The organism is Campylobacter coli, assembly GCA_039516895.1.
Classification (GTDB): Bacteria; Campylobacterota; Campylobacteria; order Campylobacterales; family Campylobacteraceae; genus Campylobacter_D; species Campylobacter_D coli_B.
Genome location: CP154437.1, coordinates 251,318 through 265,710 on the forward strand (window position 1 = coordinate 251,318; position 14,393 = coordinate 265,710).

The 14,393-nt window shown below is 29.4% G+C and carries 12 protein-coding genes; 8 read left to right on the plus strand and 4 right to left on the minus strand.

From position 1 onward, the window contains the following. Positions 1–35: 35 nt before the first annotated feature. Positions 36–845, minus strand: coding sequence for a tungstate ABC transporter substrate-binding protein TupA (gene tupA / locus AAID94_01180; GenBank protein ID XAK24164.1), 810 nt, complete (start codon positions 843–845; stop codon positions 36–38). Positions 846–928: 83 nt separating this feature from the next. On the opposite strand from tupA, the gene tupB reads away from it, so the two are divergent. From tupB to AAID94_01215, 7 genes are all read left to right on the plus strand, one after another. Next, on the plus strand, positions 929–1,615 hold the full coding sequence (gene tupB / locus AAID94_01185) for a tungstate ABC transporter permease TupB (GenBank protein XAK24165.1): 687 nt from the start codon (positions 929–931) through the stop codon (positions 1,613–1,615). After that, positions 1,616–2,611 carry a tungstate ABC transporter ATP-binding protein TupC gene (gene tupC / locus AAID94_01190; protein XAK24166.1) on the plus strand — a complete coding sequence of 332 codons (996 nt, stop codon included), beginning with the start codon at positions 1,616–1,618 and terminating at the stop codon, positions 2,609–2,611. Positions 2,612–2,751: 140 nt separating this feature from the next. After that, on the plus strand, positions 2,752–4,725 hold the full coding sequence (gene acs / locus AAID94_01195; protein ID XAK24167.1) for an acetate--CoA ligase: 1,974 nt from the start codon (positions 2,752–2,754) through the stop codon (positions 4,723–4,725). A 107-nt stretch (positions 4,726–4,832) separates the two neighbouring features. Then, on the plus strand, positions 4,833–5,657 hold the full coding sequence (gene galU, locus AAID94_01200) for a UTP--glucose-1-phosphate uridylyltransferase GalU (protein XAK24168.1): 825 nt from the start codon (positions 4,833–4,835) through the stop codon (positions 5,655–5,657). Next, positions 5,651–6,871: a glucose-6-phosphate isomerase gene (locus tag AAID94_01205; GenBank protein ID XAK24169.1), complete on the plus strand. Its 1,221-nt coding sequence runs from the start codon at positions 5,651–5,653 to the stop codon at positions 6,869–6,871. The genes galU and AAID94_01205 overlap by 7 nt, the downstream gene beginning before the upstream one ends. Before the next feature lie 124 nt (positions 6,872–6,995). After that, entirely contained in the window at positions 6,996–7,445 is a 450-nt protein-coding gene (locus AAID94_01210; GenBank protein XAK24170.1) for a Dps family protein, read from the plus strand. Positions 7,446–7,686: 241 nt separating this feature from the next. After that, complete coding sequence (locus AAID94_01215) at positions 7,687–8,604, plus strand: transcriptional regulator (GenBank protein ID XAK24171.1); 918 nt, start codon at positions 7,687–7,689, stop codon at positions 8,602–8,604. A 5-nt stretch (positions 8,605–8,609) separates the two neighbouring features. Here AAID94_01215 and AAID94_01220 read toward each other — a convergent pair whose 3' ends face one another. After that, complete coding sequence (locus tag AAID94_01220; GenBank protein ID XAK24172.1) at positions 8,610–10,028, minus strand: PD-(D/E)XK nuclease family protein; 1,419 nt, start codon at positions 10,026–10,028, stop codon at positions 8,610–8,612. 238 nt (positions 10,029–10,266) lie between these two features. Between AAID94_01220 and AAID94_01225 the strand changes: the two genes are divergently transcribed. Beyond that, on the plus strand, positions 10,267–10,953 hold the full coding sequence (locus tag AAID94_01225; GenBank protein XAK24173.1) for a hypothetical protein: 687 nt from the start codon (positions 10,267–10,269) through the stop codon (positions 10,951–10,953). Positions 10,954–10,957: 4 nt separating this feature from the next. Here AAID94_01225 and AAID94_01230 read toward each other — a convergent pair whose 3' ends face one another. Together AAID94_01230 and AAID94_01235 are read right to left on the minus strand one after the other, a co-directional pair. Further along, on the minus strand, positions 10,958–12,307 hold the full coding sequence (locus tag AAID94_01230) for a hypothetical protein (GenBank protein ID XAK24174.1): 1,350 nt from the start codon (positions 12,305–12,307) through the stop codon (positions 10,958–10,960). Further along, positions 12,276–14,228, minus strand: a complete 1,953-nt coding sequence (locus tag AAID94_01235) for an AAA family ATPase (protein XAK24175.1) — start codon at positions 14,226–14,228, stop codon at positions 12,276–12,278. The genes AAID94_01230 and AAID94_01235 overlap by 32 nt, the downstream gene beginning before the upstream one ends. Between the last annotated feature and the right edge of the window lie 165 nt (positions 14,229–14,393).

Sequence of the window (14,393 nt, forward strand, 5' to 3'; positions counted from 1 at the left end):
ATGAGTTTTTAAGCAAGGAAATTCCTTGCTTGAAGTTAATCTTTTCTTGTTTTTGCATCCACTATAAATAAAGGTTTGTTAAGAAGTTTAAATTCACTTATGAAATTTAAAGTCTTATCGCTTGTTACCCATTTGATAAATTTGCTAGCCTCTGTGTAATTTACATTTTTACAATGTTTTGGATTTGTAGCGATTATAGAGTAGAAATTTTTAAGATTGTCATCGCCTTCATTTACGATCACTAAATTAGGATTGCCTTTTTCATTAGCTTCGTATTTGATATAAGTGCCACGATCAGTTAAGATCACACCCTTTTTTTCTTCTGCGATTTTGATACTTGCTAGCATTCCTTGTCCGCTTTGTTGATACCAGCTTTCTTTTTCAGGCACGCCGCCAAGATCTTTCCAAAGAGCTTTTTCTTTGTTATCAGTGCCTGATTTATCGCCTCTTGAAATGAAAGTAAGTTTTTCATTTTTGATAAGCTCTAAGCTTTCTTTTAAATTCTTATCTTTAAATTTAGGAGCTAAAGATTTATCCGCGATAATGATAAAATCATTATACATTACAGGCGTTCTATCTACACCAAAACCTTTACTTACAAAGTCTTTTTCCGCTTTTGGAGAATGCACAAAAAGCACATCAGCATTGCAATCTTCGCCCATTTTTAAAGCTGCACCCGTTCCTACTGCAACCCATTTTAAGGTATTGCCACTTTCTTTTTCATAGAGTGGTTTTAAAGCATCTAAAAGCCCTGTATTATCGGTGCTTGTTGTAGTTGCCATTCTAAGTTCTGCTGCGCTTGCGCTTAGGGCTAAAGCAAGAGCTAAAGAAATAATTTTTTTCATTTTGCCTCCTAGTTAAAATTTTACTTAAAAAAATATTTTAGCATAATTATGCTAAAATTACTTATTTAAAATAAGGAAACTTTTTGGATTATATCTTAGAAGGCTTTGCCCAAGCTCTATTTTTACTTTTTAATGCTGATGAAAGTGTTATTTCTGCAATCAAAACAACACTTTTTAGCTCCAGCATTTCCATCGTTTTATCCTTGATTGTAGGGTTTCCTTTGGGTTTTGCTTTAGGTTTTTTTGAATTTAAAATGAAGCGTTTTATAAAACTTATAGTCGATACCAGCCTTTCTTTTCCTACGGTCGCGGTTGGGCTTATACTTTATGCTTTGATTTCAAGCAGGGGCCCCTTGGGGGATTTAGGCTTGCTTTTTACTGTAAAAGCATTGATTTTAGGGCAATTTGTTTTAGCGCTTCCTATCGTTATCGCACTTTTTTCTAATTTGATAGAAAATATGAATAAAAAGCATTTTTTACTTATCAAATCTTTACATTTAAGTCCTTTAAAACTTGTAATGACTATCATTTATGAATTGCGCTTCGCTCTTGTAAGCGTTGTAGCCTTAGCTTATGGTAGGATAGTTGCTGAAGTCGGAGTAGCGATGATAGTGGGTGGAAATATCAAATACGACACAAGAACCATCACCACAGCCATTTCTCTTGAAACCAACAAAGGCGAATTTGCTAGCGGTATCGCTCTTGCTTTAGTGTTGATTTTCATCGCTTTTATTTTAAATTTTATTATACATAAACTCAAAAGATATTAGATGATAGAACTTTGTAATTTTAAATTTAATTATGGACAAAAAAATATTTTAAATATTAAACACTTATGTTTAGATACTGATAAAATCAGTATTTTAATGGGTTCAAATGGAAGCGGAAAATCTACACTTTTAAGAGTGCTGAAATTTCTTGAAGGAGAATTTGATAATATCACTTATTTTGGAAATAAGCATTTAAATTCAGATGAAAAACGCCAAATTTACTTACTATTTCCCGAGCCTGTTTTTTTAAATCGCAGTATAGAAAAAAATTTTTATTTTTTGTTAAAAACTTATAAATTAGACAGCAAAGAAATTAAAAAACGCCTTGAAGAGGTTTTAAATTTGCTTGAAATTGATAGAAGTTTGTTAAAAAAATATCCTAGCGAGCTTTCATCTGGGCAAGGGCAAAAGATAGCATTTGCTTTGGCTTTAAGTGCTAGAGCTAAGTATTATTTGCTTGATGAGCCGAGTGCTTTTTTGGATAAAGATACGATGATATTGTTTAAAAAAGCTATTTTATATATGCAAAAGACATATAAAAGCGGTTTTTTAATTGCTAGTCATGATAAAAATTTCTTAGACTCTTTGGCACAAAAAAAGTATTATTTACACGCAGGAGAAATTTTAGAATTTGAAAATACAAATATTTTTGAACTTGAAAATAAAGGTGTGAATTTTAGTAATTTTGTAGATTTTAGTATGTGTAAAAACTATATTTGCAAAGATGAAATTTCAAACAAAATAGCTATCGATCCTTATAAAATTTCTTTTTTATATCCTGATGATTTTTCCAAACAAACATTTGATTTTATACTTCAAAAATGTATCATCATAGCACTTAGAACAAGAAAAGAATTTGTTTTTATCAGAGTAGAATGCGGGAGCAAAATTTTAGAATTTGCTCTAGAATCAAAGCGATTTAAACAAGAAAAACTAAGCTTGTATCAAGAGCTTTGCTTGGTTTTTGATGAAGAGGCTATTTGTTTCTTAAATTAACATAATTTAGAAATGTTTTCTTTAATTTATTACAAATATTCACATTTTTGTAATTTTCTTCATTAATTATTTTTAAATTTGTATAAAACACAAAAAAAGTCTTATATAATGTTTATAAATAACTTAAAGAAGGAGTGTTCATGCGTTATCAAAATACTCAAGGACTTTTTAAACCTAACAAACAACTTTCTCGCAATGCAAGAATAAAAAATTTATGTGAATATTATGATTTATGCGACGAGGTAAGGGAAGATTTCGAAGGCTTTTGGAAAAGACAAGCTCTTGAAAAAATTGATTGGTTTTCGCCTTTTTCTCGTGTTTTAAATGATGATAAAGCTCCATTTTATAAATGGTTTGAGGGTGGAACTTTAAATGTAAGCTATCAGTGTTTAGATCGCCATATGAAAACAAGACGCAACAAAGCAGCTATTGTTTTTGAAGGAGAAATGGGTGATTATGAGGTTTATACTTATCGTAGATTATTGCATGAAGTTTGTAAAGCAGCAAATTTGCTTAAACGCTTTGGTGTTAAAAAAGGCGATAGAGTTATAATTTATATGCCTATGATTCCAGAAACAGCTATTATCATGCTAGCTTGTGCAAGAATTGGAGCTATCCATAGTGTGGTATTTGGAGGCTTTTCACCTGAAGCTTTAAGAGATAGAATCATAGATGCAGGGGCCAAACTTGTAGTTACTGCCGATGGGGCTTTTCGTCGTGGCAAGCCTTATATGTTAAAACCTGCTGTTGATAAGGCTTTAAGTGAGGGTTGTGAAAGTGTAGAAAAAGTGCTTATAGTTATACGCAATAATGAGCCTATAGAATACATAAAAGGAAGAGATTATGTCTATAATGAGCTAGTAAAAAATGAATCTTATAAATGCGAGCCCGAAATTATGGATAGTGAAGATTTGTTATTTTTACTTTATACTTCAGGTTCTACAGGTAAGCCAAAAGGAGTAATGCATGCAAGTGCAGGTTATATACTTTGGGCGCAAATGACTATGGAATGGGTATTTGATATAAAAGATTATGATAATTATTGGTGTAGTGCGGATGTGGGTTGGATCACAGGGCATACTTATGTTGTTTATGGCCCTTTAGCATGTGGAGCGACTACTATTATGCATGAAGGAACGCCTACTTATCCAAATTCAGGACGTTGGTGGAGAATGATAGAAGAGTATCAAGTGAGCAAATTTTATACTTCGCCTACTGCTATAAGAATGCTTCATGCAGATGCTCCTGATGAGCCTAAAAAATATGATTTAAACACTCTTGAAGTGCTTGGAACTGTTGGAGAGCCTATCAATCCTAGCGCTTGGCAGTGGTTTTATGAAAATATAGGAAATTCAAAATGCTCCATCGTTGATACTTGGTGGCAAACTGAAACAGGAGGGCATATGATAACACCTTTACCTGGAGCTACTCCTTTAAAACCAGGTTGTGCTACCTTGCCTTTGCCAGGAATTTTTGCCGAGGTTATCGATGAGGAGGGCAATGTAAAAGATGTAGCCGAAGATGGTTTACTTTGTATTACCAAGCCTTGGCCTTCAATGATTCGTGGAATTTGGGGAGATGAAAACCGCTATATAGAAAGCTATTTTTCGCAAGCAAAAAAAGAAGGAAAGCCGGTTTATTTTAGTGGAGATGGGGCTTTTTATGATGATAATGGCTATATTACTATCACAGGAAGAACTGATGATGTGGTAAATGTTGCTGGGCACCGCATAGGAACAGCTGAAATAGAAAGTGCTATCGCTAAACATCCAAGTGTGGCAGAATCAGCAGTTGTAAGTGTGCTTGATGCGATTAAGGGTGAGTCTTTGTTTGCCTTTGTGGTTTTAAATCCAACTTCAAGTTGTGATTTAGGAGGGGCTATAGAAACCTTAAAAGAATTAAATGATATCTTAAGAGCAGAGATTGGGCCTATAGCTAAGATTGAAAAAATTCTTTATACTACAGGCTTGCCTAAAACAAGAAGTGGTAAGATCATGAGAAGAATTTTAAGAACCATAGCAAGGGGCGAGGAATTAAAACAAGATATTTCAACTCTTGAGGATTCAGGGGTGGTTCAAAGCATTATTGATGCAGCTAAAACAGGAATTCAATAAGGCAAAAAATCCTTTGCCTTATTTTTAAATACACGTTAAACTTAGTTTTGATTTATTTAAAAATTGTAGTTTTTGGTTATAATACCAAAAACAAATAAAGGATAATTATGCTTCAAACTTGTATTTTTCCTGCAGCAGGATATGGGACTAGGTTTCTACCCGCAACCAAAGCTTTACCTAAAGAGATGTTGCCTATACTTACCAAACCTTTGATTCATTATGGAGTGGACGAGGCTTTAGAAGCAGGTATGGATAATATGGGTTTTGTTACAGGTCGTGGAAAAAGAGCTTTGGAGGATTATTTTGATATTTCTTATGAGCTTGAGCATCAAATTTCGGGTACAAATAAAGAGTATTTGTTAAAAGATATCCGCTCTTTAATCCATCGTTGTACTTTTACTTTTACAAGACAAAATGAAATGCGCGGGCTTGGCGATGCGGTATTAAAGGGCAAGCCTTTAGCAGGAGATGAAGCCTTTGGTGTGATTTTGGCTGATGATTTGTGCATCAATGAAGAAGGTGTTAATGTAATGGCACAAATGGTTAAAATTTATGAAAAATATCGTTGTACTATTATAGCTGTTATGGAAGTTCCAAAAGAGCAAGTATCAAGTTATGGAGTGATTGCAGGAAATTTTGTAGAAGAGGATTTAATCATGGTAAATTCAATGATAGAAAAACCATCTCCTCAAGAAGCTCCAAGTAATCTTGCTATCATAGGAAGATATATTTTAACCCCTGATATTTTTGGAATTTTAGAAAATACTAAAGCGGGAAAAAATGGAGAAATTCAACTCACAGATGCGCTTTTAACCCAAGCAACCAATGGTATGGTTTTAGCTTATAAATTTAAAGGAAAACGCTTTGATTGCGGAAGCGTAGAGGGTTTTGTAGAGGCGACAAATTATTTTTATGAGAAAAGTAAATGTTAAATAATACTCTTTTTTTTAAAAAAAGTGAAATTCACGCTATAAGTTCTTATGCAAATCGTATCAATGATGAAGTAGAAAGTGGAGATGTAGGGTATTATCATCTTATCGATACAAGTTTAACTTTAATAGATGAAAGCTTAAATTTCATTCAAGATAAAGAACATATAAAAAATATCGTTTTAGTGGGTATGGGTGGCTCAAGTTGTGGCGTTAAAGCTCTGCGTGATATGCTTTTTGATGAAAAAAGTAATCAAAGAGAACTTTTTATACTTGATAATACCAGTTCGCATTCTTTTAATAAGACTTTAGAAAAAATCAAGCTTGAAGAAAGTTTGTTTTTAATCATCAGTAAAACAGGTAGTACCATAGAAGTAGTATCGCTTTTTAAGCTTCTTATTGAACATTTTAAGCTTGATATGCAAGAGTTAAAAAAATACTTTGTTTTCATCACAGATAAGGATTCTAAACTGCATAAAGAGGGTGAAAATTTAGGCATTAAATGCTTTTTTATCCCTGCAAATGTAGGAGGGCGTTTTAGCATACTTTCAGCTGTGGGTATAGTGCCACTTTGTTTTTGTGGTTATAATGCTAAAGCTCTTTTAGAAGGAGCTAAAGCGTGCTTTGAGGATTTTTTCATACATAAAAAAGATGAGATTTTACAAAAGGCTTATCATTATTGTACTCACAAAAGTGCAAATATCAATGTACTTTTTTCTTACAGCGATGCTTTTAAGGGTTTTAATGAATGGTATATCCAGCTTATTGCTGAAAGTTTGGGTAAAAAACAAGGCTATAAACGCATAGGTTTAACCCCTATCGCTCTTATAGGAGCAAGGGATCAGCACAGCTTTTTACAACTCATTATGGATGGGCCAAAAAACAAAACTATTACTTTTTTAAAAATCAAAGATAGCCAAAAGGCTCCGGTTATACCCGATATCCATTTTAAATTTTTAGATGATTTGAGCAATAAAGTCAATTTGCACGATCTTTTAAATGCTCAATGCGATGCGACAATGCATGCTTTGATCGCTGAAAATTTGAGTGTCGATATAATAGAACTTGAAAAATTAGATGCGTGGCATGCGGGATATTTGATGTATTATTATGAGCTTTTTACTTCGGCTTGTGGGGTAATGCTAGGAATTAATACTTATGATCAGCCTGGGGTTGAGGTTGGGAAGTTGATTTTAAAAAATATTTTAAAATCATAGTAAATTTTAAATAAAAAGAGTATAATAGAAATAAGTAAAATTAATAATAAAAATTTTTAACTAATAATAATTATTATTTAAGAATTTTTTGTTATAATTTTAAAAATTAAAAAAAGGAGTTAACATGTCAGTAACAAAACAATTATTACAAATGCAAGCAGATGCTCATCATTTATGGGTTAAATTTCACAATTATCATTGGAATGTTAAAGGTTTACAGTTTTATTCAATTCATGAGCACACTGAAAAAGCTTATGAAGAAATGGCAGAACTTTTTGATGATTGTGCAGAAAGAGCTTTACAACTTGGTGAAAAAGCTATCACCTGCCAAAAAACTTTAATGGAAAATGCAAAAAGCCCAAAAGTAGAAAAAGATTGTTTCACTCCAGTTGAAGTGATGGAGTTGATCAAAAAAGATTATGAATACCTTTTGGCAGAATTTAAAAAATTAAACGAGGAAGCTGAAAAAGCTAGCGATACTACTACAGCTGCTTTTGCTCAAGAAAATATAGCAAAATACGAAAAAAGCCTTTGGATGCTTTCTTCAGCTTTGCAAAATACTTGCCAAATGTAATTTCAAGGGGCTTTTTGCCCCTTTATGATTTAAAATAAAATTTCTTATTTTCTCTATTATCTTAATTTAACCGCAATAAATATTCTTAATATCAAAATATTGTTGTAAATTTTTCTTTCTTATATATTTAAAAGAATGGATTAAAACTAGTAAAAACAAGAGTAAACATTCTTATTGTCTTACTTTGGCTTTATTTATAAAATAATTTTTGTTAATATTTTAAAAATTGTAGAGAAAAACTTTGAAAGATTTTAAAAAATATATTGCCAATTCTAAACTAACACGCCTTGAAATTTTATACGATAGATTAGTCAAATCCGAAAACGGGATCACGATAAAAGAATTAGCTCAAGAACTTAATGTAAGCACTAAAACCATAAAAAGAGATATGCAAGAGATTTTAGAGCCTATGGGACTTGTTAAAAATGGTAAAAAATGGTACATTGATACAAGTAAAGATACACAAAAACAAGATGATAAAATCATCCTTGAAGTGCTTGATACTATGGCAAAAAGTGCTGGAAGTAGTTTTTACGCTAAGGCTCATCCTTTGCTTTCTCGATTTTCTCAAAATATTTCTAATCCTATTCATACTAGCTTAGATGCTGAAAAATTAGAAGAAAAAGACTTGAATCATTTTCAAATTCTTGAACAAGCTATTAGCACCAAAACGCAAATTGTTTTTAAATATGAAAATAAGCTTTTTCAAGTAAAGCCTTTAAAGCTTGCTTTTTTTAGTGGATTTTGGTATTTGCTTGCCTTTGATATGAAAAAAAGAGATATTTTTAAAAAATTTTATTTGAAAAATATACAAAATATCACCTTAACTCAAGAATCTTTTCAAACTGATGAAATTTTAGAAGCAAGACTTCGAAAGGTTAATTCTATATGGTTTAGTCTTGATAAGCCTTTTGTAGTAAGGCTTTTGGTGGAAGAGCCTGTGAGAAAATATTTTGAAAGAAAACCTTTAAATTCACAAATTATCACCGGTAAAGATAAAGATGGCTCTATAGAAATAGAACTTGAAATCAATCATGAAATGGAAATTTTACCTTTGGTGTATTATTATATACCTTATATAAAGGTTTTGGAGCCTGATTTTATAGCGGATAAAGTCAAAGAAGTGGTTAAGGATTATCTTGAGCAAATAAGCAAATAAATTGCCTATTTGCTCGGTTTTAAAATTTCATTGATTTCTTCTAAAGCGCTTTTTATAGTTTCCTTGTTTAGAAATTCTTCTAAAATTTTGGAAAATTCTGCTGTCCAATCACCATGATTATTTATTAGCCAATATATAAAAGCATATTCTTCTTTTGAATTACTAAAATTCTCAAATTTATCACAATAATAATGCTCGTTATGTCTGCAGATATTGTCAGTATTTTTTCCAGTTAATTCTTGAAAACAATTTATATATTGTTTATACTTCTCATCCCCTTCAAGATAGTTTATTTTAAAGGTTAACCCAAAATGATTATACTTGCTTTTTCCAAAATAAACACCTATACTTGGCCGTACATCATCCTCACCTTTATAAATTTCAGGATAAAAATCAAACCAATCATAATTAAATCTATTTTCATCAAGTTCACATCCAAGCCATTGTCCATGCTTGTTTATGGATTGTGCTTTTTCAAATTTTTCTTTTAATTCATGAAAGAATTCGCTTACTAGTTCTTTACATAGCTCATCCCATTTATCTTTTACGATATCTTTTGCTTTTTTGTATTTATCATATTCTATATCTTTAAAATCATTTTTGTTTTTTGTGTATTTGTATAAAGTCATAGTTTTTTCTAAATTTTCTTTTAAGAATCTTAATACATCATCTTTAGCTTCAAATTCTTCTGTAAGATACCATTTTAAAAGAGTTTTGTATTGGTTTAGGGTAAAAATCACATTTTCCATATCTTCTTTAAAATCTTCTTCAATCTCATTTTTTTCAAATTTATCTTTGCAAGTGCTGATACATAAATTTATCCATTCTTTAATCCACTTATAATCCATTTTAAAATAATAACTCATTGTTTTATTGCTGCTATCGTGTATAAAGTTATTTTGTATCTTAAACCCATTTTTTGCGCCTAAGCTGATCTGACTAGGCTCTGCATTTTCATCCATATGTAAATAAATAGTAAGTATATTTTCATGAAAATTATCTATGCTTTTTATTTTATTTTTCAAATGGTTTATATAGTCTTTGAGTTGATTTTTTTGATCTTTTGCATAAAGTTTGTTTTCTATGATGATATATCTTTTGTCTTTTAAACTTATGAGTATATCGATCCTTCTATTATCTTTCACGCAAGCTTCTGTTTCTACACTTTCTATATCTTGAACTGTAAGTTCTTTGAAATTGCTAGCCTGTACGCTTTCTCCGAGCTTTTTTAAAAACTCATTTGCGAAAAGTTCTTGGTAATGATCAGCATGTGGATTGATTAAATAAGCTATAAATTTAGAATGATAATTTTCCTTATGCTCAACACCCAAAGCCTCAAAAATATTGATATCGCTCATACCTTTTTTAGCATTGTTTTTAAATGTTTCGCTAACTTTTAATAACTCTTCAATGAAATCTTGCATTTTTAAACCTTTGGAATGATTTTTGAAATTATACTACAAAAATATGGACTATTAATGTCTATATTTTTTAGTTATCATTCTTGTAAATGACTCATAAAGGATTAAAAATGTTTAATACCATGAAACATATCCTAACTCACATTGCTGAAGATTTGCTTGCAAAAATTAGAAAATGAGTCAAAGTTAAAATCAAATGATAATGAAATCAATATGGGATTTATATAAAAAGGATAAATTTATGAATATAGCACTTCAAGGAACAGGACACAAAAGCTTTGTGTTCGGATTTAATGATGTTAAAGCAAAAGAAGATATTCAGGTATTATATGAAAATAGTGATAAGGGGCTAAAATTTCAAGCACGAATTCAAAGCATTAAAAATGTACAATTGCTAAGCCAAAGTTATCATTTAGAAAATGGACATTTTTTGGATATAAATGTTCAAAGCAAGCTTATATCTTTTGAAAATTTCTTAAGTCAAACTTATGGTGATTTTAAATATTTTTGTGTTGTTGATTTTATAAAACATAATACAAAAATACACTATAAATCAAAAGAAGCAGATACTAAGAATAAGCTTTATCATCTTGCAAGTGCATATGCTTTTCCTAAAAAGGGTTGGATAGATGAAAAAGTATTAAACATTAATAATATTTCACCTTATCAAAATATACTTATAGAAGGATTGTTTTGCATAAAAGAACAAGAATTGCTAGAAATTTTAAAACAAAATGAAAATTTGATAAAAAATAATTTTTATTTAAAGGATTATGATTTTTCAAAAGGCTTAAAGAAGCTTTTAGATGTGAGTTTAGATATCTTATTTGCAAACATTGGCACGAAAAATTTTAAACCCTATAAACTAGAAATAGACTCTATCACTCATGAGGATACAGAAAGAAAAATTTCTTTTATAAGCTACTAAAAGATTATTTTAGTAGCTTTTTTATCCTTTTTATAAATTGCTCTTCTTTTTGGATGATATACTCAAGAGTGATTTCTTTATCTGAATTTTGATCATCTTCAAGGAAAATTCCATCAACTATAAATTGATACTCATCTGAAAGGATAGAATTTTCACTATGGCATTTTTCTTCGTTAAAATTTTGCATAGGATACAAAAGCCCGCCTAAAAGTACTTTGCCTATCTTTTGATAATATCCCATATAGGTATGAATTTGAAACAAGTCATTTCTGTCTAAATCTCCCATGCCATTTTGGCTTTTACCTTCCATTGTCATTTTTTTATATTTAGTATCAAAGACTATATAATTATCATCTTTAGATAAAACAATATCGGGTATTATATAGCGTTTATAAAAGCTATTTTTATAAATTTCAAGTTTTGGAGAATCAAGCATGTATTCTTCGAAATTATTTCTTAAAAGCTTGCTTATATAAATTTCAAAAAGTTCTGCTATATTGATGATAAAACTATAGCTTTTTTGATCATTTTTATTTTTGCTAGTGAAATTTTCGCTTTCTATGATCATTTTTGCATATTTTAAAAGCTCTTTGTAGTTTTGATAGTTTTGATTTCTCAAGGCTTTACTAGAAAAGGCTTTATTTAAACTTTCTTTTATAAAGCAATGCTCGCTTTTATTTTGCACTAAATAGGTTTTTATATGCTTTACATTTTTCAAAAAGCTTGAATTTTTCTTTTCTATGACTTGTAAAGCCTTGTAAAGCACATTTATGATATGCACATCTTCTATTTGCTCTCTTGTTTTTGTAGCAACCTTTGCTTTTAAAGGGATATTGTGTTTTATAAATTCAACCATATCGATATTTCCTTTAAAACGCAAGTCGTTGTATTTTTTACTTTGATAGTTTTTAGGCAAACCTATCAAAAAACTTTTTTCAAGTTTTTGCACAAAGATGTAAAAAAGTATAAACTCGCTTATATTGCTTTCATTTTTCACATCTTGATAAATACTCACATCATCGACAAATACATCATTAGCAAAATTTAGCATTCTTTCTAAGAACTTCTTGCCAAATCGAGAATTTATCTCAACTTCCAAATTATCATAAAAAATTTTTCCTATATAATTTCCACTAGTAATTTGCTTTTTGTCTTTATCAATTGTTCTTACCGATATGATGGGATTTTTAGCATTTTTGCTTAAAATTTTTTCATCATCATTGAAAAAAGAAAAGAAATTTCCATTTTTTATAAAATCTTCAAAATACAGATCAAAATCTTGTATTTTTGAAGATTTTTGATCTATTTCTATACAGCTATTATCAGTCGTTTTTATTATTGTGGTTTTTTTCATTTGTTTTTGTTTCTTTGGGTTTTTCTATAACAAAAAGTTTTTTTAAATCATCCAAGTGTTCTTGTATGTCTTTTTCGCTATATTCACTTCTTAAATACTCTTTTAAAAGCGCCTCAAAACGGTTGCTAAAAAGTTTTTTCATATCGTTATTTTTAATCTCATCATCTTTAAATTCAATTTTTAGAAAATAAGAATGCCCAAGTTGATATTTTTCACCTATATCTTTAATTTTATCGTTTAATTTTTTGCAGGCTTGTGCGTATTCTTCGATATTTTTTGCATAAATTTCATTTTTTATTACATCATAATCACATGTCATTTCTTGCCATATAAAGCGTCTTCTAAGCGCTAAGTCAAAACTATCTATGCTTTTATCTAAATCATTCATAGTCCCTAAGAAAAATACATTTTCAGGCACATAAAAATCCTCATCATTTCTCATAAAGGCATATTGTGTTTTTATCTTGCCTTTTTCTCCTCTATACTCAAGTGCATAAAGTAATTCTCCAAAAACTCTAGATAATTCCGCACGGTTAATCTCATCAGCTATGAAAAAATACCCATAATCGCTTAAAGCTTCATTAAAATTTCCTTTTTCTAGCTCGCCCAAAAACTTTTCTTCTTCTTCTTTTGCTTTATCGCAAAATTCTCTAAAAATTCCATTTTTAAGCTTAAGTTTTAATTGTCCATTTTCAATCCCTGCAGGTTTAATACCCTCTATAAAATCCTCATAGGAAAAACTTGGGTGAAATTGAGTAATGAGCATTTGATTTTCATTTTTAATGATGTTTTTTATATTATTTACTATAGTATAGGTTTTTCCAGTTCCAGGAATTCCATGAAAAATGATATTTTTATGTGTTTTTAAAAGCTCTTTAAAACCTTCTAAATCATTGCTTTTTATATCTGCTTTGCCACATAAATTTGCAAAATCATAAGCTGCTTGATAAAGTTTATAATATACACTTTCAGTTACATTTTTTGTATTTTTTATATCACCATCTTGTAGTTTATCTTTTGTAATTAAAGCTAAATCGGACTTTTTTATCTTATCGATCAAATTTAAAAATTGATCTAGGATGTAATACTTTGGAAGACGTTCAATTTTTTCTTTTATTTCTTTTATTTCAAGTTTGTCTAAAGCAAAATCAAATTTATTATTTGAAGTATTTTCATTTAGCATTTCAAAGATATATCCAGCAGTCTTTGCCATAGCATCGTTTACTAATGGAAAATCATCATTTTCAAAATTTAATAAGTATGCTAACTCTCTAGCAGAGGCTTTCATGCCTGTGATATCAAGATTTAATAAGTCTTCTAATGATTCTACTTTAGATATCTTATCAAGATCAGCGCGTAATTCTTCGGGATTTTTTTTGTTTAGTAAATTTGAAGCATTAGCTTGTTGTTGAGCGCTATATATATTTTCTTTTTTCCAAAATTCTTTAAATTTTTTTATCCATTCTTGCGAGTTGTTTTCATCAATTTTTTTAATTTCTTCAAATTTTTCCTTAATCCCCTTTTTAGAATTGATAGTTTCTTCATTAAATTTAACATGGATAGTAGCTTTATCGCTATAATATTGTAAATATTCCTTAAAAGCACTTTTTAAAATATCAAAATTTATATTATTACAAATATATATAAAATTCTTATACTCTTTAAAAATTTCTTCTAGAGTTTTAAAGTTTTTATCTTTATGCTCATCTATAAATTTTGTGTAGTTATCAAAACTTTTAAAGTTTTCTTGAATATCTTCATTTAAATTAACAAATTTAAAACCTTCGGTATTTTTATTAATCTCGATACTTCTTTCTCTGCCAAATTTAGTATGATAAATATAACATTTTTTATCTTTACCAAAATAATAACCAAAATTTTTATCTTTAAAACCCTTTAAACTATTTTCTAAATCACTCATTATTTTCCTTAATTTTAATTTTTTGAAATTATAGCTTATTTTTTATTTTCAACTATATTGAAATCAAAAATATAAAATGGACATATATAGTCCATAAATATAAAATACAATTATCAAATAAAAATAAAAACAAAGGAAAAAATGAAAAAAAGAATTTTAATGCTT